The 20,973-nt window shown below is 66.2% G+C and carries 19 protein-coding genes and 1 riboswitch; of the genes, 12 read left to right on the top strand and 7 right to left on the bottom strand.

The features are described 5' to 3' along the window. Positions 1-65: 65 nt before the first annotated feature. Positions 66-941 carry an archaetidylserine decarboxylase gene (gene asd / locus QX094_RS20365; protein WP_315750259.1) on the bottom strand — a complete coding sequence of 292 codons (876 nt, stop codon included), beginning with the start codon at positions 939-941 and terminating at the stop codon, positions 66-68. Between the two features lie 35 nt (positions 942-976). Here asd and QX094_RS20360 point away from each other — a divergent pair, with 35 nt between their 5' ends. Next, positions 977-2,641: an aminotransferase class III-fold pyridoxal phosphate-dependent enzyme gene (locus QX094_RS20360; RefSeq protein WP_409998622.1), complete on the top strand. Its 1,665-nt coding sequence runs from the start codon at positions 977-979 to the stop codon at positions 2,639-2,641. A 285-nt stretch (positions 2,642-2,926) separates the two neighbouring features. On the opposite strand, the gene QX094_RS20355 is transcribed toward QX094_RS20360, so the two are convergent. The 3 genes from QX094_RS20355 to QX094_RS20345 form a co-directional block, all read right to left on the bottom strand. Then, positions 2,927-3,559, bottom strand: a complete 633-nt coding sequence (locus tag QX094_RS20355) for a hypothetical protein (RefSeq protein ID WP_315717806.1) — start codon at positions 3,557-3,559, stop codon at positions 2,927-2,929. Positions 3,560-3,703: 144 nt separating this feature from the next. Further along, positions 3,704-4,393 (bottom strand): class I SAM-dependent methyltransferase, encoded by a 690-nt coding sequence (locus tag QX094_RS20350; RefSeq protein ID WP_315717807.1) that lies wholly within the window; start codon positions 4,391-4,393, stop codon positions 3,704-3,706. Positions 4,394-4,444: 51 nt separating this feature from the next. After that, entirely contained in the window at positions 4,445-5,500 is a 1,056-nt protein-coding gene (locus QX094_RS20345; RefSeq protein WP_315750258.1) for a glycosyltransferase family 1 protein, read from the bottom strand. Positions 5,501-5,857: 357 nt separating this feature from the next. On the opposite strand from QX094_RS20345, the gene QX094_RS20340 reads away from it, so the two are divergent. The 4 genes from QX094_RS20340 (at position 5,858) to QX094_RS20325 (ending at position 10,944) form a co-directional block, all read left to right on the top strand. Continuing rightward, a complete protein-coding gene (locus tag QX094_RS20340) occupies positions 5,858-6,556 on the top strand; it encodes a L,D-transpeptidase (protein ID WP_315717809.1) in 699 nt (232 codons plus the stop codon). Between the two features lie 253 nt (positions 6,557-6,809). Continuing rightward, positions 6,810-8,447, top strand: coding sequence for a DUF4403 family protein (locus QX094_RS20335; RefSeq protein WP_315717810.1), 1,638 nt, complete (start codon positions 6,810-6,812; stop codon positions 8,445-8,447). 319 nt (positions 8,448-8,766) lie between these two features. After that, a complete protein-coding gene (locus QX094_RS20330; RefSeq protein ID WP_315717811.1) occupies positions 8,767-9,507 on the top strand; it encodes a response regulator in 741 nt (246 codons plus the stop codon). Positions 9,508-9,531: 24 nt separating this feature from the next. Then, a complete protein-coding gene (locus QX094_RS20325; protein WP_316183799.1) occupies positions 9,532-10,944 on the top strand; it encodes an ATP-binding protein in 1,413 nt (470 codons plus the stop codon). A 68-nt stretch (positions 10,945-11,012) separates the two neighbouring features. Here the strand turns inward: QX094_RS20325 and QX094_RS20320 are convergent, their stop codons facing one another. The 3 genes from QX094_RS20320 to QX094_RS20310 form a co-directional block, all read right to left on the bottom strand. Further along, entirely contained in the window at positions 11,013-11,543 is a 531-nt protein-coding gene (locus QX094_RS20320; RefSeq protein WP_315750256.1) for a PRC-barrel domain-containing protein, read from the bottom strand. Positions 11,544-12,004: 461 nt separating this feature from the next. After that, positions 12,005-12,271, bottom strand: a complete 267-nt coding sequence (locus tag QX094_RS20315; protein WP_316183800.1) for a hypothetical protein — start codon at positions 12,269-12,271, stop codon at positions 12,005-12,007. A 150-nt stretch (positions 12,272-12,421) separates the two neighbouring features. Beyond that, positions 12,422-13,909 carry a hypothetical protein gene (locus QX094_RS20310; protein ID WP_316183801.1) on the bottom strand — a complete coding sequence of 496 codons (1,488 nt, stop codon included), beginning with the start codon at positions 13,907-13,909 and terminating at the stop codon, positions 12,422-12,424. A gap of 216 nt (positions 13,910-14,125) precedes the next feature. Here QX094_RS20310 and QX094_RS20305 point away from each other — a divergent pair, with 216 nt between their 5' ends. From QX094_RS20305 to QX094_RS20275, 7 genes are all read left to right on the top strand, one after another. Then, positions 14,126-14,917: a lytic transglycosylase domain-containing protein gene (locus tag QX094_RS20305; protein WP_316183802.1), complete on the top strand. Its 792-nt coding sequence runs from the start codon at positions 14,126-14,128 to the stop codon at positions 14,915-14,917. 79 nt (positions 14,918-14,996) lie between these two features. Then, positions 14,997-15,107, top strand: a riboswitch (TPP riboswitch). After that, entirely contained in the window at positions 15,095-16,108 is a 1,014-nt protein-coding gene (locus QX094_RS20300) for an FAD-dependent oxidoreductase (RefSeq protein WP_315717817.1), read from the top strand. (Overlaps the previous riboswitch by 13 nt.) Beyond that, a complete protein-coding gene (gene thiS / locus QX094_RS20295) occupies positions 16,099-16,296 on the top strand; it encodes a sulfur carrier protein ThiS (RefSeq protein ID WP_315750253.1) in 198 nt (65 codons plus the stop codon). The genes QX094_RS20300 and thiS overlap by 10 nt, the downstream gene beginning before the upstream one ends. A gap of 103 nt (positions 16,297-16,399) precedes the next feature. Then, on the top strand, positions 16,400-17,182 hold the full coding sequence (locus QX094_RS20290; protein WP_315827107.1) for a thiazole synthase: 783 nt from the start codon (positions 16,400-16,402) through the stop codon (positions 17,180-17,182). Continuing rightward, entirely contained in the window at positions 17,169-17,777 is a 609-nt protein-coding gene (locus tag QX094_RS20285; RefSeq protein ID WP_316174838.1) for a thiamine phosphate synthase, read from the top strand. The genes QX094_RS20290 and QX094_RS20285 overlap by 14 nt, the downstream gene beginning before the upstream one ends. A 324-nt stretch (positions 17,778-18,101) precedes the next feature. Further along, entirely contained in the window at positions 18,102-20,003 is a 1,902-nt protein-coding gene (thiC, locus tag QX094_RS20280; protein WP_315750251.1) for a phosphomethylpyrimidine synthase ThiC, read from the top strand. Between the two features lie 576 nt (positions 20,004-20,579). Continuing rightward, positions 20,580-20,966, top strand: a complete 387-nt coding sequence (locus QX094_RS20275; protein WP_315750250.1) for a RidA family protein — start codon at positions 20,580-20,582, stop codon at positions 20,964-20,966. Positions 20,967-20,973 lie beyond the last annotated feature (7 nt).

The following is a 20,973-nucleotide window of genomic DNA, read 5'->3' as shown; positions in this document are numbered from 1 at the left end:
TTGAACGCTCCGATATAGGACTGCGCAACGCCGAAATCGAGATTCCGCAAGCGTGGACCTGACATTCATCCGGCGGCGACGCGCCTGCGCCACAGTGGCTGTCCGGCCCGGATGCGGGCGCCTTCCGCCACATCGGGGCAGAATGTGAAGTCGCCGGGCGCGAGCAGGATGATGGTGGAGCCGTGCTCGAACCAGCCGAGCTCGTCCCCCTTGCGCACATTGTTGTTACAGGCATAGGCGAGCGGTCGCTCGGTCTGCGCGTTCAATACGCGGTCGAGCGCATGCAGGCGGATACTCGCCACCAGGATCGCCGCCACCGGCACGATCGTGAACGGCTCGCCGGAGGTAAGATGCGTGCGGATCACCGCGCGCTCGTTCTTGCAGAACAGCCGCTCGACCCGCTTCAGCGCGATCGGATTGACGTTCCAGACGTCGCCATGGATCAGGCTGACATGCTCGATCGTCATGTCGGCCGGCGCGTGGAAGCGGTGATACATGCTCGAGGTCAGACGCAAGGTGACGAAGCTGCCGTTGCGATGGGTCTCGACCACGGCCGGATCGGCGACGAGCTCGCGCAGCGAATAGGGCGCGCCCTTGATCTGGTAGAGCTCGCCGTCGCGGATCAGGCCGTGGGCGCCGATGATGCCGTCGGACGGGCTGGTGACGATGGCGGGATCGGGATCGAACGGCCGCAGGCCGGGCTTCAGCTCGCGCGTGAAGCAGGCGTGCAGGCTCTTGAAGCGGCTCTCCTTGGCCTCGGAGAGATCGAGGTCGGAGAACAGCTTCCACAGCGCGATCGACGCGTCCCGGACGAGCGGGTTCTCGATCTTGGAGAACCAGCCCATGAAGCGGGTCAGCGCGGCGCGCGGCACGCGGTTGGTGAGCAGGAAGTTGAGGTCTTCCTGTTGGGTGACGGAGGCGATCAGGCTTTTGACTGTCATGAATCTGTCAGCAGGAGGGGTTAGCGCTTTTGGACATGATGGAAAACTCGATTCCTTATGTATCGCTCGCCGTTGGCGCTGCCGTGACGGCCGCCATGGCCCCGAAGGTCAAGGCCCGCATCGAACTGTCGCGCGCCAAGCACCGCTCGCTGGCGGGCCATTCCAAGATGTCGCGCCGGATCTCCAGGCTGATCCCGCGCTATGAGTTCGAGATCGACGACTTCTTCCGGTCCGACGGCGCACCGCGGGCGATCGCCACGAAGCGCCAGGACGGCTTCTTCCGGCTCGGCGCGCTGTTCCAGGAGAAGTTCGCCAAGAGCCGCGCGCTGACGGCGGAAGCCGCAAGCCGCATCTCCGACCTGCAGTTCACCCAGAGCTACCGGGTCCCGTTCCAGTACAGCCGTCTGGTCAAGGAGCAGCTCGGCGCCGGCTCGTTCATGCAGGCTTCCTCCGGCGTGACCCTGACCGATCTCGACGGCAACCGGTTCTACGATCTCACCGGCTCCTACGGCGTCAACATCTTCGGCTATGACTTCTACAAGGAGTGCATCGCGGCTGCCGAGCGGCGCGCGAGCGCGCTCGGCCCGGTGCTCGGGCTCTATCACCCGGTCGTCGCTGACAACGTGAAGCGCCTGACCGAGCTGTCCGGCATGGACGAGGTCTCGTTCCACATGTCCGGCACCGAGGCGGTGATGCAGGCGGTGCGGCTCGCCCGCTACCACACCGGCCGCACGCATCTGGTCCGCTTCGCCGGCGCCTATCACGGCTGGTGGGGCGACGTACAGCCCGGCGTCGGCAACCCGATCGCGCCGCACGAGACCTACACCTTGGCCGAGATGTCCGAGCGCACGCTGCACGTCCTGCGCACGCGGCGCGACATCGCCTGCGTGCTGGTCAATCCGCTGCAGGCGCTGCATCCGAACGGCAATGCGCCCGGCGACTCGGCGCTGGTCGATTCCTCGCGCAAGGGTCGCTACGACCGCGAAGCCTACACCGCCTGGCTGAAGCAGCTGCGCGAGGTCTGCACGGAACGCGGCATCGTGCTGCTGTTCGACGAGGTGTTCCTCGGCTTCCGGCTCGCGCCGGGCGGCGCCCAGGAGTATTTCGGCGTCAAGGCCGACATGGTGACCTACGGCAAGAGCCTCGGCGGCGGCCTGCCGATCGGCGTCGTCTGCGGCAAGCGCGAGCTGATGCGCCGCTTCCGCGACGACCGCCCGGCCGACATCTGCTTCGCCCGCGGCACCTTCAACTCGCATCCTTATGTGATGGCGGCGATGGACGAGTTCCTGAGCCGGCTCGACAGCCCGAACCTCCGCGCCATCTACGACGGCCTGGATGAAACCTGGAATGGCCGCGCCGCGCAGCTCAACGCCGCGCTGGCCGAGCACGACCTGCCGGTGCGCGTCTCCAATATGCATTCGATCTGGCTGGTCGAATACACCGTGCCGTCGCGCTACAATTGGATGCTGCAATACTACCTGCGTGCCGAGGGCCTGGCGCTGAGCTGGGTCGGCACCGGCCGCTTGATCTTCAGCCTGAACTACACCGACGCCGATTTTGCCGAGGTGACGAAGCGCTTCGTCTCGGCGGCCGAGAAGATGAAGCAGGACGGCTGGTGGTGGAACGACGGCACGCTCACCAACAAGGCGATCAAGCGCCAGATTCTGAAAGAGATGCTCGGCGCCGCATTCGGGCGCTGACGGCGCAACCACCCTCCCCTGAAGGGGGAGGGTCGGCTCGCATGAGCGAAGCGAAATGCGCGCCGGGGTGGGGTGACGGCCTGTCCGCACATGAGGTGCGGGTGAGCAAGTGGAGAGATCACCCCACCCCGACGCGCGCTTCGCACGCGTCGACCCTCCCCCTCCAGGGGAAGGTGGCACGTGCCGCATGGCTGCAAGCTCGCTCGATTTCACCTCACAGCCCCCCACAAACACCGATGCCCGGGACCGGCCCGGGCATCGCTTTACTCTGGGCTTCAAGCCGGCTCAGGCGTGCTGCTCTTCGAGGCCTTCGTTCATCAGGTGCAGGCCGGGGTCGATCAGCTCGCCACGCAGCAGCGCCAGCGGAGCCGCGCGGTACTGCATGAAATCGTTGAACGGGTCGGTGATGATCTTGGTCATCCAGACCAGCCCGGTCTCGACGTCACGGATGAAGAACAAATGAATGGTGCGGAACAGCAGGCCGCCGATACCGATCACGAGCCACAGCTTGGCGGTCTCGCGCACGAATTCCATCGCCGAGGTCCAGGGCGGCAGCAGGCCGAACAGGGTCGGCTGCAGATAGAGCACCACCGGGGCCGCGGCCCAGATCGACATCAGCACGACCTTGCGCTGCAGGTTGTAGCCGACCTTGATCTCTTCCTTGTGCTCGTGGGTCGCCTGGTTGACGTGGTCGTAGCCCTTCGGCTCGAAGAAGAAGTGGCCCGCCTGGCGCGAGGTCATCGACACCAGCCAGCCGATCAGCGCCGAGACCAGCGGGTCGAACACCATCATCACGTAGGCGATCATGAAGCTGAGCGCGCTGACGAAGTGGAGGCTCTGGTTGATACGGCTGTGATGATAGTAGCGATGGTCGTCCCAGCGCTGGATCCGCAGCTGCTCCAGGAAATGCTTGATCATGGTTGCTCCGAAGAATGAGTTGCAGGTCGTTTACAGGGATTCGGTGTAGATCGCATGACATCATCAAGATGTCATGCGATCGGACGCAGCGAAACGTTTCGGACGACGTAGAACGTCGCAGGGCGATAGAGGGCGGCCGCGGCTTCAGGCCGCGGCGGCACGCTCCAGCTTGCGGAAGCGGACCAGCGAGAAATGGCCGAGCGGCGGGATCAGGCGGCGCTCGACCAGCTCCATGCGCTCGGCGCCGGCGAGCCAGCGCAGGTAGCGCGACCAGCCGAACTCGGCGGTACGGAAACCGAGCCGGCGCACCACCGGCTGCAGCGCCTGCTCGATCACCCGGCGCAGGCCGTCATCGGCGCTGACGCGGGTCAGGATGATCAGTTCGCCGCCCGGGCGCAGCACGCGCGCGAACTCGTCCAGCGCGACCTCCGGGTTCGGCACCGCGGTGACGACATATTGCGCCATAACGACGTCGAACGAATCGTCGGGAAAGTCGAGCTGCTCGGCGTCCATCACCGCGAGACCCTCGACGTTCTTCAGCCGCTGGTCGGCGACGCGCCGCATCGCCTTGCCGAGCATCGCCTCGGAGATGTCGGTGCCGAAGACGCGGACATGCGGCGCATAGAGCGGCAGCGAGATGCCGGTGCCGACGCCGACCTCGAGCACGCGCCCGCCGAGCTTGTTCGTGGCTGATATCGCGGCCTTGCGGCCCTTCTCGAACACGCCGCCGAACACGAGGTCGTAGATCGGTGCCCAGCGGTCATAGGCCTGCTCGACCTGTTCGCGATCGAAGTCGAGCTCCCGCGCGCCGCCGAGCTTCATGGTTTCTGCCATCGTTACATCTCACTTGGGTTTGGAATTGATGGAGTGACGCAAAGTTCGCCGTCAGCCGCGCACGGCGCTCTGACCGGCCAGCACCGGTGTCGGACGCACGACGCGGGACGGCTGCAGCACGGCGAGATTGCCGATGAACTGGCGCGCGCTGTTCTCCCAGGAGCGGTCGAGCGCAAATGCCCGACAGGTCTCGCGCGACATCGTCAGCGCCTTCAGGCAGGCGGCGCGCAGGTCCCTGTCGATCGCCCCGATCGGATGATCGGCGATGACGTCGAGCGGACCGGTGACGGGGAAGGCCGCGACAGGCGTGCCGCAGGCCAGCGACTCCAGCTGCACGACGCCGAATGTATCGGTCAGGCTCGGAAACACGAAGACGTCGGCGGCCGCCATGTGCGCGGTCAGATCGTTGCCGGTCTTCTCGCCGAGGAAATGCGCCGCCGGGAAGCGACGCTCCAGCTCCGCCTTTTGCGGGCCGTTACCGATCACCACCTTCGAGCCCGGCAGGTCGAGCGCAAGGAAGGCTTCCAGGTTCTTCTCGACCGCGACGCGGCCGACGGTCATGAACACCGGACGCGGCAGATCCAGCGCGACCGGCGCGTCCGGATTGAACAGCTTCGTATCGACGCCCCGGGTCCAGAAGCCGAGCCGCTTGAAGCCGCGCGACGCGAGGTCCTGCTTCAGCGAATTGGTCGCGACCATGGTCATCGCGGCGGCGTCGTGGAAGCGGCGCATCACCCAATAGCCGACGGCATCGGGAATGCCGGTGCGCACAGCGACGTACTCCGGAAAGCGCGTCGTGTAGGACGTCGTGAACGGCAGGCCATGGCGCAGGCAGTAGCGGCGCACCGCCCAGCCGATCGTGCCTTCGGTGGCGATGTGGATCGCATCCGGCGCCGCCGCCTCGATGCGCCGGGCGATCTCGCGGCCGTTGGTCACGGCGAGCCGCAGGCCCGGATAGGTCGGCACGCCGAACGACGGAAAGCCTTCCGGCGTGAGGAAGGTGATGTCGGCGCCGAGGCCGGCGGCCGCGCGAGCCAGCGAGGTGAGCGTGCGCACCACGCCGTTGACCTGCGGGTGCCAGGCGTCGGTTGCGATTAAGATCCGCATAAGGCGATCCGGAAAGTTGCAGCGATTCTGAACAGCCGCAAATTCCGACATTGTTATTTCAGGCGTGTGACGTCATCGAACTGTCGAAGGGTCTTTTTGCCCGCCAACTGCTGTTTTCCCCGCGATCTGTGGCTGTCCCGCGCGGCTGCTGTCGTGAAACCGTCATGAAACAAACGGTTAAGCCGACGAAACCTTTTTGCGCGCAGCGCGCAAACGCAACGAAACTTTTCTCCCCTATGAGTTGCAACATCGGGCGCGGGTCAATGCGCCGCAGAGAATGATGGCAGGCAACTGATTTTGACGACGCCGGTCGAGACAAGCACGGCGCGCACCAAGCGATCAAACGAGGGGACGTCCATGTTCACGTCAGGCACAGTCGGTTCGCGATCCCGCATCCTGTTCGCTGCGCTGATCGTCGGTACGTTCGCTGCGGCAACGCCGACGCAAGCCGCGCCTCCGGCCCCGCTCCCGTTCCCTTTCCTGCTGCCGCCGCCGATGGCGACCTACGAGCCGCCGGCAACGACGCCGCAACTGATCACGCCGCGCGAGGATGAGGCGACCGCTTATGAGATGCCCGCGCGCCTGCGCCGCCAGGTCGTGAGCTACGCCACCCGCGAGGCACCCGGCACGATCATCATCGACACACCAAACAAGTATTTGTACTACGTGCTCGGCAGCGGCCAGGCGATGCGCTACGGCATCGGCGTGGGCCGCGACGGCTTTACCTGGTCCGGCGTGCAGTCGGTGACCAGGAAGGCGGAATGGCCGGACTGGACGCCGCCGCCGGAGATGATCGCGCGCCAGCCTTATCTGCCGCGTCACATGGCCGGCGGTCCCGGCAATCCGCTCGGCGCCCGCGCGATGTATCTCGGCGGCACCGTCTACCGCATTCACGGCACCAACGCGCCCGAGACGATCGGCACGCATGTGTCGTCGGGCTGCATCCGTCTGACCAATCAGGACGTGATCGACCTCTATGCCCGCGTCAGCGTCGGCGCCAAGGTGATCGTGCTGCCGATGGAGCGCCGCGCCGATCTCGGCCGCATGACCCGCTGACCTGCCCGGGCCGCACCGCTCGTTCCTTCTCCCGGATCCTCCCTGACTGGACCGCCGAGGCCCGAAAGCCGCGGCGGTCATTTCTTTGCGCGCATGCCGCCGTTCACCATCACGGCCGATTGATGATGGTCCGCGTCACGGGCTGCCCTGGCGCGCCTCCGTCCGGCCCTGTAAGCTCGGCAATCTTGTATTAACCGCGATCTCGCCGCTTCCGGCATGGGCCGGCGCGGCAGTTGGAGTCCGTGGATCCGACATGAACCTTCCGACACCGCGACCGGATTGGCAGAGCAGGCCGCATCCGCTCGCCCCGAAAACGCAGCGGCCGCCGCGGCGCTCGCCGCCTCGGCTGCGGCTGATCCTGATCGGCGCCGCCGGCCTTGCCGCCGTCGTGCTGATCGGCATCATCATCGTGGAGGTGTTTCTGTTCTCGGGCAGCACGCCGGCGCCGCAGCTGACCCAACTGCCGCCGCTGCCGCCGGCCACGCGCAACTCGATCATCATGACGCCGGTATCGATCTCGCTCGGCGCGATTCGTGACGCCGCCGAAAAGGCCACGCCGCGCAATTTCTCCGGCAAGGCCGACAACCCCGTCAACCAGATCCTGCAGAATGCCGACATCGGCTGGACGGTCACCCGCGGCGCCATCGCCGCCACCGGCACCCAGGACACTTTGTCGCTGGCGACGCCGCTCTCGGGCCGGCTGAACGTCACCGGATCGCTGTCCGCCAAAGCGACCGGCGCGCTCGGCGACGCCATCGGCGGCCTGCTCGGCGCGGATGCCGCCAAGCAGATTGGCGGCATCAACATCAAGAACCTGAACGCCACCGCCGACATCAAGGGCAACGTCCTGATCGCGATGCGGCCACGGCTGGCCGCCTCCTGGTATGTCGAGCCGAACTTCACCGCCCAGGTCAATCTCGGCGACACCGCGCTGACCGTCGCCGGCGCCCGCGTCAACGTGCCCGCGCAGATGAAGCCGGTCATAGACAAGACCGTCAACGACCAGCTCAGCGCGCTCAGCGACAGGCTGCGCAAGGACCCGACCATGCGGCGCGTGGCGCAGGCGCAGTGGGCCCGCGCCTGCCGCTCGGTGCCGCTTCAGGGCACCACGCCGGGACTGCCCGCCGTCTGGCTCGAGATCAAGCCGACACGGGCGCTGGCCGCGCAGCCCGCGATCGATGCGAACGTCGTCAGCGTCACCATGGGGATCGAGGCGGAGACCCGGGTCACGGCAGCCGAGACCAAGCCGGAGTGCCCGTTCCCGGACAAGATCACGATCGTTCCGCCCACCGCGGGCACCGTCAACGTCGCGGTTCCGATCGATGTCCCATTCACCGAGCTCAGCAAGCTCGTCGACTCGCAGCTCGCCGGGCGGACGTTCCCCGAGGACGGCTCCGGCCCGGTCACGGTCACGGTGAAGCATGCGACCGTCGTGCCCTCGGGCAACCGGCTGCTGATCTCGCTGCAGGTGAAGGGAAAAGAGAAGGAGAGCTTCTTCGGCCTCGGCGCCGACGCGACGGTGCACATCTGGGGACGGCCGATGGTCGATCAGGCGCAGCAGATCCTGCGGCTGTCCGACCTGCAGCTCGCCGTCGAATCCGACGCGGCGTTCGGCCTGCTCGGCGCCGCCGCGCGCGCCGTGGTGCCACATCTGCAACGCGCGCTGCTAGAGCGGTCGGTGGTCGATCTCAAGCCGTTCGCCGACAATGTCCGCGACAAGATCGCGACCGCGATTTCCGAGTTGCAGAAGAACGAGAACGGCATCCGCGTCGACACCGACATCAACAACCTCGCTTTGACCGACATCGCCTTCGACGCCACCGTGCTGCGCGTGATCGCCTCGGCGGAGGGCACGATGTCGGTTCGAGTCAATACATTGCCAGGACTGTGACGGGCCGTTTCGGAACGTCGCATCCCGTCGCTGCACGCGTTTGCGGACCGTGCAACGACCGGCAATGATTCAATCGGACCTGCCCTGGTCTGGCGACACTTACGAATGTCCGCGCCGTTTCCGGTAACCCGATGCAGCCGTATCGCGCGAGCGTGCGGCGGCCCCGAGGCCATACGTTTCGCGAGGCTTGACGCGCCCTCACGAATTCCGCAACACGGCGCAGAGAGACGTTGTCGGGCCCTTTCCGCGCGCCCGTCGCAGGAAATATTCCGTAACAAAATTCTTCGCAAAACGCCGCGATTCTAGGTCACTTGTCGGTATGGCCCAGACACAACCACACATTCTTGTCGTCGAGGACGACCGCGAGACGCGGACGCTGATCGCGAAATATCTGCGCAACAATGCCTGCAACGTGACCACCGCGACCGACGGCCGCGAGATGACCCGCATCATGGGCGACCACCGTGTCGATCTCCTGATCCTCGACGTCATGCTGCCCGGCGAGGACGGCCTGACCTTGTGCCGCAAGCTGCGCGCGGAATCGCAGGTGCCGATCATCATGCTCACCGCGCGCGGCGAGGACGTCGACCGCATCCTCGGACTGGAGATGGGCGCCGACGACTATCTGCCAAAGCCGTTCAATCCGCGCGAGCTGCTCGCCCGCATCAACGCGGTGCTGCGCCGGCAGGCGGCCGCGATGACGGCGAGCGCAACCGAAGGCGCGACGGCGCTGAGCTTCCTCGGCTGGACGATCGACTTCCGGCTGCGCGAACTACGCAATCCCGAAGGCGCACGCGTCGCGATGACGAGCGCCGAGTTCGATCTGCTCCGCACCTTCTGCGAGCGGCCGGGCCGCGTGCTGTCGCGCGACAGCCTGCTCGACCTGACGCAGGGCCGCAGCGCCGGCTCGTTCGAGCGCTCGATCGACGTGCTGGTCAGCCGCATCCGCCGCAAGATCGAGCCGGACCCGCAGGAGGCCACCATGATCAAGACCGTGCGCTCCGGCGGCTACATGTTCACACCCGTCGTCGAGGTGGTGACTGGCCCGCAAAGCCATTGACCGGCCCGATCGAATGGCGATGTCATGATGTCGTTCGGCTTTCTCAACCTCAAGGGAATCCGCGGCCAGATCACGGCGCTGGTCGCCATTTCGATCGTGGCGCTCCATGCCATCATCACGGCGACGTTCCTGATCTATCGCGCCGAGCAGCCCGACCCCGAAAACGAAGTCGGGCCACTTCAGCTCGCGACCGCCATCCGCATTCTTGGACGCGCACCCGCTGCCGAACGGCCTCGACTGATCTCCGACATTGCCCGCGCCTATCCTGAGTTCGAGCTCAAGCCTCACGTGGGGCCTCTGCCGGGTGCTTCCGGCCGCCGGCGCGAGCCGGCCGGCCCCGACGTCGAGGCCGGGACCGGTGGCGACGAGCGACGGCCGGCCCCTCCGGAGCTCGCCGACGGACGGCCTCACGGTCCAGGCGGCTTTCGTGGCCTTGGCCCAGGCTATCGCGTCTTCATGCCGCCGCCCGGCTCCCAGACGCGCACCGTCATCTTCGCTCTGCCCGATGGCAACATGGTTTCGGCTCGAATGGCCGACCGGCCGCACCGGCCACCGTTCTGGGGCGCCCCATGGCTGACGACGATCATGTTCGCGCTGATCAGCACGACACTGCTCGGCCTGTGGGCGGCCCGCGCGCTGACCTCACCGCTGTCGAGCTTCGCCAAGGCTGCCGAGAGCTTCAGCCTCGATGGCGATGCCACTGCCCTGCCCGAGCGCGGACCGGAAGAGATCCGGTCGCTGGCGCGCGCCCTGAACCGTATGCGCCAACGCATCACGGCGCTGATGAACGACCGGACCAAGATGCTGGCGGCCATCAGCCACGATCTGCGGACACCGCTGACCCGCATGCGGCTGCGCTGTGAGTTCGTCGAGGACGAGCTGCAGCGCAATCGCATGCTGGCCGATCTCGATCAGATGCATGCGATGCTGGGCTCGGTGCTGTCATTCCTGCGCAACGGCCGCAAGCTCGAGCCGATGACGCTGGTCGATATCGCGAGCATCCTGCAGCTCGTCGCCGACCAATTCGCCGATGTCGGCCACAGCGTCACCTATATCGGCCCGGCGCACGCGATGGCGACGGTGCGTCCCGACGACCTGATGCGTTCGGTCACCAACCTGGTCGAGAACGCCGTGAAGTACGGCAAGGAAACCGTCATCAGACTGGTGGCGTCGGGGAAGTGCCTGACGATCGACGTGGAGGATGATGGACCCGGGATCGCCGATGCGCGCAAGCCCGACATGCTGGAGCCCTTCGTGCGCGGCGACGACGCCCGCAACATGGACGAGGCCACCGGGTTCGGCCTGGGCCTCTCGATCGCGAAGGCGATCGTCCAGGCGCATGGCGGCGAGCTGTCATTGCGCGATCGCAAGCCAAGCGGACTGATCGCCCGCATCGAGCTGCCGCTCGGCCAGACCACCTTGCGCCCCGCAGCATGACGCGCGAACGCGCCCGGACGGATCCGGGCGCGCCGCTTGGGCAGTCAGCTAGACGTCAGTGACGCCGTTTACTCCGAGTACTTGAACTCGGGCATCGACTTCAGCTGGTCCTTGGTGGCGTTGATCATCGCATGGTCGGGATACCAGCGATTCTTCGAGGAGCTCATCGACGAGGATGACGAAGTGCCGGTGGCGGCGCCGGTCGTCGTGGCCGGCGGCGTGGTCGCCTTGCCCGAGGCCGGAGCGTTGGAGGCGGTGTTGGCCTGAACCGGCTGGTCCGAGAACTTGACCTGATCGAACGAGACAGCGACGAGGTGCTCACCCATGCCGAGGAAGCCGCCGACGCCGATCACGACGCCCTTGACTGCGCCGCTCTTGTCGATCAGCAGATCGTCGATCGAGCCGACATTCTCGTTGTTGTTGTTGTAGACCTTCACGCCGACGAGCTTGGAGCTGCGCCAGTCGCCCTGATAGGACGCGACGGTGGTGTCGCTCTTGATCGTGGTGTTGGTTGTGGTGGTGGTGCTCTCCGCAGCAAAGGCGGCGGTCGCGAGCAGCAGGGAACCGGCGAGGCCGGCCGCAACAGTCTTCATCATCATGTGGTGTCTCCTCTAGGTGGATGGTGACGAGAGAACGGCAATGGACAGTCGGCGTTCCGCGGGAACCACGATTTCGTCATGCTGCGCGACAAGCAGCCTCAGTGCGCCGCGGCAGTGTCACTTTGTGACGTTCGGGGGATCCGGGTGACGTCGCTCACATCGCCAAGCCGCACCGCCGCGCCTAGCACGGGAGCCGACTAACAGGTCTACATTGGCTGGAGCTGGTGTAAGCCTATTGCTGCTAGCTCGGTTTCATCTCTCCCCCGCCTGCGGGGTGAGGTCGGATTGCATCGTCAGATGCAATCCGGGTGAGGGGGTACAGATCTCCCCATCGGCGCTTCCCGTGCGTCTGCCCCTCCCCCCCTCTCAGCGCGAGCGAAGCTCGTCGCGCCCCCGTAAGAACAGGGAGAGGGAGTCGACCGTCAGCGCTGCAACGGCTGGCAGCGATCAGTCCAACCCACCTACGCTGCCATCGCGCCGTTCTCGTCGACGGACTCGGCATAGAAGGCGATGGTTTCGTAGCGGTAGTCGCAGAGGCGGCAGTGCCAGAGATAGGCGGTGCGGCGGCCATCCTTTTCGACCCAGGACGGCAATGCGATCGCCTCGCCACATTGGGCGCAGGGATTGTTGCGCGGCAGATCCACGACGCGAACCGTGGATGGCATCGCGTCGATATCGAATGAATGGTCGGTGCTGGGTGAATGATCGTCGGCTGCCTTCACGGCCATGACGCGCTCCCTCTCTGTTCAGTCTTCTTGAATGAGTCAGGCATGCTGTCGAACTGACGGCCCTGATCTTAGCCGCGCGGCGGTTGTTTTGCACGCGCCGGGATGCCGCGCGACATCCGACCTCACGGAGATGGGATCAACACGTTTGATTCAATTGCCGCCGGAAGAGACCGCCGGTTCCGCGACATGACGGGCACCCGCCTTGCGCAGATGGATGGTGGCGATGTCGTCGGCATAAACCTTCTGCCAGCCGTCGACGTGATCGAGCAGCTTGGTCGCAGCACTCTGCGTCCGCAGCAGGGTCGCCTCGATGTCGTAGTCCTTGAGCAGGCGGAACAGATTGTCCGGCTCCATCAGGCCGGACGCGGCGTTGTGATCGACGAAGAACTTTTCGCCGTAGAGCTCGGTGCGGCCGTCGATGAACGGCGCGACACCGGCTGAGATCAGGTAGCCGCCGAAATCATAGTCATTGAGAACCCGCGTGAGGTTGAGCTTCTTCAGCTCGGTCACGGCCGCGACCGGGGTGCCGCGCATGTTTGGCGTGTAGTTCAGGATCGAAGCCGAGGCGACCGTGCCGGCGCCGAGCGCGAGCATCACTGCCGCCGTCAGCGCCGCTCCCGACGCGCGCCCCTGCGGCAGCACGGGCAACGCGCCCGCCTGCCGCGCCAGCGGTGCGGCGATCACCAGCGGGCCGACCAACGCCAGGATCTCCGCCGCGCGCGCCTGCGCCAGCGCCATGTGCAGCAGGCCGAGCAGCATCAGGATCCGCACCGGAGGCAGCCTGAGACCATGGAACAGCGCGACCCCGATGGCGATCAGCAGGCAGATCTCGAACGGACCGAGCCCCTGGAAATCGGTCGCCTTCCATTCCACGATCAGCGGCAGCGCCTGGCCCAGCGAGAGGATCTTCTGCGACGCCAGCAGCGCATTCCAGCCATAGGGCGTGCAGCAGCTCGCCGCCAGCGCGAGCGCCGCAAACCCGGCCCAGCGCAGCGCCAGGCCGGAGCGGGCCGAGCGATCGGCATTCACCAGCGCGTCGAGCGCGGCGGGCGCGATGAAGAACAGGCCGAACACAAATCCGCCATGCAGATTGGCCCACAGCGCGATCAACGGCACCAGCTGCCATGGCGGCGCAGCCCTGCGATCGGCCGCATCGACAAGTCCGGCGATCCAGGCGACCAGGATCGGAAACGCCAGCACATGCGGCCGCGCCAACAGATGCGGCAGGCAGAGCAGGAACGCCGCGACCACGAACACCAATGTCGTGGCGTCGCGCAGATGCCGGCCGAGGGCGCGCGCGAACAGCGCGAAGGACAGCGCGGTCGCCGAGGCCGCCAGCACCACCGGCCCGGTCCAGCCGGCGAACGTGTAAGCGGCGGCATAGGCGACCTGCGCCAGCCACTGCGTGGAGATCCAGGGCGCGCCGCGCATGGTGAAGGAATAGACGTCGACCTCCGGGACCGCGCGATGATCGATGATCCACTGCCCCACCGTGATCTGCCACAGCGTGTCGGGATCGTTGAGCAGCCGGTTGCCGGAGATCAGCAGCAGCGCATAGACGCCGGCGCCGACCCATAGTGGCAGCAGCGCCTGCGCGCGCCCGGCGGTCGCTTCGGTGTGGGTGACGGACAGCGTCATCGCGGCATGGCCCCGTTGGCGGAATTGCTCCGCCCAGCCAAGCATGCACGGCATAATTCGCGGTAAACCGCCGGCGCATCCGGACCCGACCCGGCGTCCTCGCCCCATTGTTGCCACATTATCGCCCGGCGTTTGCGCCAATTACGGTGTGCAAAGTGTAAAGCGCGTGCTGGGGGGCTACTCGGCATGCGTGTGGTTCCCGGGGGATCCTGACACATGAGACGTCTTGTGCTGACGGCCTGCATTGCAGGCTTCGCGATGGCTGGTCCCGTGCCGCCTGCAATGGCTGCCGATGATGCGAGCACCGCATCGGACAGTGCGGCCAAACCGAAGGCCGGCAAGGTCAAGCTCGCCCATGTCCGCTCTGACGGAACCAGGGAGCTGGCGGCACGCAGCGCGGTGACCAAGGCCGCGCGCGAGGTCGAGGCGATCGAGGCCGTCAGCAGCGCCGACAGCTCGCCGCCGATGGACGCCAATGCCTCAGCCCCCGCCGACACCGATGCCATCCCGGCCGCTGCGGCCGAGCCCCGCGAGGCCGAGCGCAAGGCGGCCGAGGCCAAGCCGCGCCACATCGACACCGGCCATCCGCACATCGACGCGCTGGTGGCGGTGCACGCCGCCGCCAACAACATTCCGGAATCGCTGATCCACCGCGTCATCGTGCGCGAGAGCAAATACCAGAAGGACCTGGTCGGCCGCTGCGGCTGCATCGGCCTGATGCAGATCAAGCTCGGCACCGCGCGCGGCCTGGGCTACACCGGCGACGCACAGGGCCTGCACGATCCGAACACCAATCTCACCTATGGCGTGCGCTATCTCGCCGGCGCCTACCGTGCCGCCCGCGGCGATCACGACCGCGCCGTGCTCTACTTCGCCAGGGGCTACTACGAGGAGGCCAAGCGGCAGCGCCTGGCCGACGCGCGGCCCGCCGGCCGCTCCGAGCGGACGAGCGGCCCGCTCGACATCACCCCGAAGATTGCAACCGGCCGCCACGCGCGGGCGCACTGATCGCCATTGGTTCCAAGGGCCACCGGCTTTGTCTTTCCGTGACACTCCGTTGACACGGGGGGATATCGGTCTATTTTAAGTGCGTTCCGAGGGGAGCTCCGAGGGGAGCTGAGATACCGCAGCGTGATGCGGTGACCCTTTGAACCTGATCCGGGTCATGCCGGCGAAGGGACAGGGATGCAGCAGACAACCACGCGCGGGGATGTCCCCGTTTCCATCATCGGTGCGGGCATCGCGGGTGCCTGGCAAGCCTTGCTGCTCGCGCGCGCGGGCCGCGAGGTCACGCTGCACGAGCGCAGCGACGCCGATCTGATGCTCTCCACCAGCCATTGGGCCGGCGGCATGCTGGCGCCTTATTGCGAGAGCGAGGTCGCCGAGCCGATCATCAGCCGGCTCGGGCTCGCCTCGCTCGACATCTGGCGGCGCGAGCTGCCGGACACGCCGTTCAACGGTTCGCTGGTGATCGCGCATGCCCGCGACCGCGCCGACTACGACCGCTTCGCCCGCCGCACCTCCGGCTATCAGCGGCTCGACGCGCAGCAGCTTGCGGCGTTGGAGCCGTCGCTGGAGGGCCGCTTCCGCGAGGGCCTGTTCTATCCGACCGAGGGCCATGTCGAGCCACGCCGCGTGCTGCCGAAGCTGCATCAGCGCATCGTCGAGGCTGGCGGCCGCGTGCTGTTCAACAGCGACGTCACGGCTGATGATCTCGACGGCCTCGTGATCGACTGCCGCGGGCTGGAGGCGCGCGACGCCGAGCCCGAGCTGCGCGGCGTCAAGGGCGAGATGATCCTGATCGAGACCGCCGAGGTGCAGCTCGCGCGGCCCGTGCGGCTGATGCATCCGCGCTTCCCGCTCTATCTGATCCCGCGCGAGGACAACCTGTTCATGCTGGGGGCGACGTCGCTCGAGGCCGAGGACACCGGCGTCAGCCTGCGCTCGGCGCTGGAATTGCTCGGTGCCGCCTACTCGGTGCATCCGGCGTTCGGCGAGGCGCGCATCCTCGAATTCGGCTCGGGGCTCAGGCCGGCCTATCCCGACAATCTGCCGCGCATCACCATCAAGGGCGAGCGCGAGATCCGCGTCAACGGCCTCTACCGCCACGGCTTCCTGATCGCGCCGGCGCTGGCGCAGGCGACCTTGAACTATCTCGCGCACGGCCAGATCGACAACGAGGTGATGCGATGCGCGTGACCGTCAATGGCGAGGCCCGCGACATCAGCGCGACCAGCGTCGCCGCGCTGCTCTCCGAGCTCGACTACGAAGGCACCCATTTCGCGATCGCGCTGAACTACGACGTGGTGCCGAAGAGTCGCTGGGCCGAGACGCAGCTCAAGACCGGCGACGAGATCGAGATCATCACCCCCCGGCAGGGAGGGTGATGCTCATGGAGCTCGCGCCACAACCACCACTGTCATCGCCGGCTTTCGCGGGGATGACAGGCTTCGTTGCGGCGACCACCGTCCGACATGACGGAGACCATTGATGCCCACCTTCTACGACAAGACTTTCGCCTCCCGCCTGCTGATCGGCACCGCGCTCTACCCCTCGCCTGCGATCATGCAGGACGCGATCCGCGCCTCGGGCGCGCAGATCGTCACCGTGTCGCTGCGGCGCGAGGCCGCCGGCGGCAAGACCGGCGATGCGTTCTGGAAGCTGATCAACGCGCTCGATGTCACCGTGCTGCCGAACACCGCCGGCTGCCGCAGCGTGCGCGAGGCGGTGACGACGGCGAAGCTCGCGCGCGAATTGTTCGGCACGAGCTGGATCAAGCTCGAAGTGATCGGCGACAACGACACCCTGCAGCCCGACGTGGTTGGTCTCGTCGAAGCCGCTGATATCCTGATCAAGGACGGTTTCGAGGTGTTCCCCTACTGCACCGAGGATCTCACGGTCGCGATGCGGCTGGTCGATGCCGGCTGCAAGGTCGTGATGCCCTGGGCGGCGCCGATCGGCTCGGCCAAGGGCATCATCAACCGCGACGCGCTGAAGCTGCTGCGCGACCGCATGCCCGATATCACCCTGGTGGTCGACGCCGGCCTGGGCGCGCCGAGCCACGCGGCGGAAGCACTCGAGCTCGGCTACGACGCCGTGCTGCTCAACACGGCGATTGCCAAGGCTGCCGACCCGGTGGCGATGGCCCGCGCCTTCCGGCTCGGGGTCGAAGCCGGCCGCACCGCCTACGAGGCCGGGCTGATGGACGCCCGCGATTTCGCCTCGCCCTCCACCCCTGTCGTTGGGACACCGTTCTGGCATGCCGTATCCTGATCGCTTCTATCCCGTCGTCGACAGCCTCGCCTGGGTCGAGCGCCTGACCAAGCTCGGCGTCGGCACCGTGCAGCTGCGCGCGAAGGACCTCAACGACGGCGAGGCGCTGCAGATCGTCACCGACGCGCTGGCGATCACCAAGGGCACGGCGACGAAGCTGATCGTCAACGACTACTGGCGCGCCGCGATCGTTGCCGGCGCGCAGCACCTCCATCTCGGCCAGGAGGACCTCGCCGACGCCGACGTCGCCGCGATCAAGGAGGCCGGCCTGACGCTCGGCCTCTCGACGCATGACGATGCCGAGCTGGAGACCGCGCTCGCCGCCAAGCCCGACTATGTCGCGTTGGGGCCGATCTTCCCAACGACGCTGAAGGCGATGCGCTTCGCTCCGCAGGGCATCGCGAAGATCACCGAGTGGAAGAAGCGTGTCGGCAACATCCCGCTGGTCGCGATCGGCGGCATCAAGCTGGAGCAGGCCGCGGAGATCTTCGCCGCCGGCGCCGACTCCATCGCCGTCGTCAGCGACGTGACGCAGAACCCCGACCCCGACGCCCGCGTCCGCGCGTGGCTCGATGCGACCAAGGAGCCGGCATGATGCGCGCGGATTTTGCGAATGCGTCTGAGAATTGTTGCAGGAGATCACCTCCGCGAACGCGGTGTGCCCCCCTCCCCCTTGCGGGGAGGGGTCGGGGGTGGGGGTCCACGCGCACAGCTCTCCATGTGACGTCACGTCCGGCACGCTGCAGCTCTAAGGAATCGCCCACTCATCAGCATCGCATTCCGGGCACCCCCACCCCCAACCCCTCCCCGCAAGGGGGAGGGGGGCGCACTGCACTCGCCGCAAGACCTCCCGCCAACACATCGCCTCTGAACGCCGGGCGCTTTGGCCGGAATAACAACAATTGAGAAGGAGGATCCCATGAACATCCGCTCCAATCCCGACACCACCCTGCCCGCCGTCACCACCGGCCCGCTGCCGTCCTCGCGCAAGATCTACGCAACGCCGGACTCCGCGCCCGACCTGCGCGTGCCGCTGCGCGAGATCATCCTCTCGGAAGGCGCAGGCGAGCCGAACCTGCCGGTCTACGACACCTCCGGCCCCTACACCGATCCGACCGTGACGATCGACGTCAACGCCGGCCTGTCGCGCGCCCGCACCGCCTGGGTGCGCGAGCGTGGCGGCGTCGAGGAGTACGAAGGCCGCGACATCAAGCCCGAGGACAACGGCAATGTCGGCGCCGACAAGGCCGCAAAGTCGTTCACCGCGCATCACAAGCCGCTGCGCGGCCTCGACGGCCACAAGATCACCCAGCTCGAATTCGCCCGCGCCGGCATCGTCACCAAGGAGATGATCTACGTCGCCGAGCGCGAGAATCTCGGCCGCAAGACCCAGCTCGAGCGTGCCGAAGCCGCGCTTGCCGACGGCGAGAGTTTTGGCGCATCCGTGCCCGCCTTCATCACCCCGGAGTTCGTGCGCGACGAGATCGCGCGCGGCCGCGCCATCATTCCCTGCAACATCAACCATGCCGAGTTGGAGCCGATGATCATCGGCCGCAACTTCCTCACCAAGATCAACGCCAATATCGGCAACTCGGCGGTGACATCCTCCGTTGAAGAGGAAGTGGACAAGATGGTGTGGGCGATCCGCTGGGGCGCCGACACCGTGATGGATCTCTCGACGGGCCGCAACATCCACACCACCCGCGAATGGATCCTGCGCAACTCGCCGGTGCCGATCGGCACCGTTCCGATCTACCAGGCGCTGGAGAAGTGCAACGGCGACCCGGTCGCGCTGACCTGGGAGCTCTACAAGGACACCCTGATCGAGCAGTGCGAGCAGGGCGTCGACTACTTCACCATCCACGCCGGCGTGCGTCTCGCCTACATCCACCTCACCGCGAACCGCGTCACCGGCATCGTCTCGCGCGGCGGCTCGATCATGGCGAAGTGGTGCCTCGCGCATCACAAGGAGAGCTTCCTCTACACGCATTTCGAGGAGATCTGCGACATCATGCGCAAGTATGACGTCTCGTTCTCGCTCGGCGACGGCCTGCGCCCGGGCTCGATCGCGGATGCCAACGACCGCGCCCAGTTCGCCGAGCTGGAAACACTTGGCGAGCTCACCAAGATCGCGTGGGACAAGGGCTGCCAGGTCATGATCGAGGGCCCCGGCCACGTGCCGATGCACAAGATCAAGATCAACATGGACAAGCAGCTCAAGGAATGCGGCGAGGCGCCGTTCTATACGCTCGGGCCGCTGACCACCGACATCGCGCCGGGCTACGACCACATCACCTCGGGCATCGGCGCCGCCATGATCGGCTGGTTCGGCTGCGCCATGCTGTGCTACGTGACGCCGAAGGAGCATCTCGGCCTGCCCGATCGCAACGACGTCAAGACCGGCGTCATCACCTACAAGATCGCCGCCCACGCCGCCGATCTCGCCAAGGGCCACCCCGCCGCGCAGCTCCGCGATGACGCCCTCTCCCGCGCCCGCTTCGAGTTCCGCTGGACCGACCAGTTCAACCTCGGCCTCGACCCGGACACCGCCAAGAGCTTCCACGACGAGACCTTGCCGAAGGAAGCCCACAAGGTCGCGCATTTCTGCTCGATGTGCGGCCCGAAATTCTGCTCGATGAAGATCACCCAGGACGTCCGCGACTACGCCGCGACGCTGAATGATCCAGCCACCGTCGGCATGACCATCAGCGGCACCATCGAGGACGGCATGGCCCAGATGAGCGCCAAGTTCAAGGAAATGGGCGGCAGCGTGTATCTGGATGCGGAGAAGGTGAAGGAGAGCAACAAGGCGTTGTCCTGAAGCCCGCTCAGTTCCACTCTCTCCGTCGTCATGGCCGGGCTTGATCCGGCCATCCATCGAAGCCGGGCGCAAGCCCGGCTTTCTTGTTTGAGGTCTGCTCGGTCCTTCGATTTCGCAATTGATGCGTTGGTTGCCGCTTGTTGCGACAATGACGGAAGGTCGCTGATGTCCGCCTTCTCAATTTCAGCGACAAGGAACGGTCGACGAATGCAGAAACAGCCTCCTTCACGTTCCCAATCCACAACTATCCGCAAGGAACGCGAGTAAGTAAATCCAAGGGATTAGATCAATTTCGGTTTAGTGGCCCGTTAAACCGACCGCCAACTAAGTTATTTCATCATTGTACTTTGTAGGAAAGGACATCACCTTCGCGGCGAAAGAAGCAGGAGAATCTGATGTCCGGACGGTCTTCCCGCGAGCCAAAGCAGCACTGGTTGTTCGGTCTAGCCGCCTGCCTGTGGCCGGTCGCCTTTGCACTAGTAGGAATTTTCGGTAGCCTGCCGAAATCCACTGCCCAGGTCCTAGCGCGTGCTTTGCGCCTCTTGTGAATAGTTACGAGATCGAAATGGACGTCCCATGCCCATCCACCACATCCCCGCCCCACCCCACATCAAAGCCCCGCCGCTGTCGTTTGGCACCCGGATCGGCGACCTCCTCTTCATCTCCGGCATTCCCGGCTTCGATGCCCACGGCAACCTGCCCGCCGAGTTCGACGCGCAGTTCACCAATGTCGTGACCAACTTCACTCGCGTCCTGACCGAAGGCGGCGCGACCATCCGCGAGTTGGTCAAGGTCAACGTGCTGCTGACGCGAGCCGCTGATGTCGCGACCATGAACCGACTCTATGCCGCGGCGTTCGGGCCGGCACCCTACCCCGCGCGCACCACCTGCGTGGTCGCAGCGCTGCCTGATCCGAAGATGTTGATCGAGATCGAGGGTGTCGCGGCGGTCGCGAAACGGTAGGGTGGGT

Source organism: Bradyrhizobium sp. SZCCHNS1050 (genome assembly GCF_032484785.1).
In the GTDB taxonomy this organism is placed as follows: domain Bacteria; phylum Pseudomonadota; class Alphaproteobacteria; order Rhizobiales; family Xanthobacteraceae; genus Bradyrhizobium.
The sequence above is the reverse complement of the archived record's forward strand: the minus strand, read 5'-3'. Positions and strand labels throughout refer to the sequence as shown.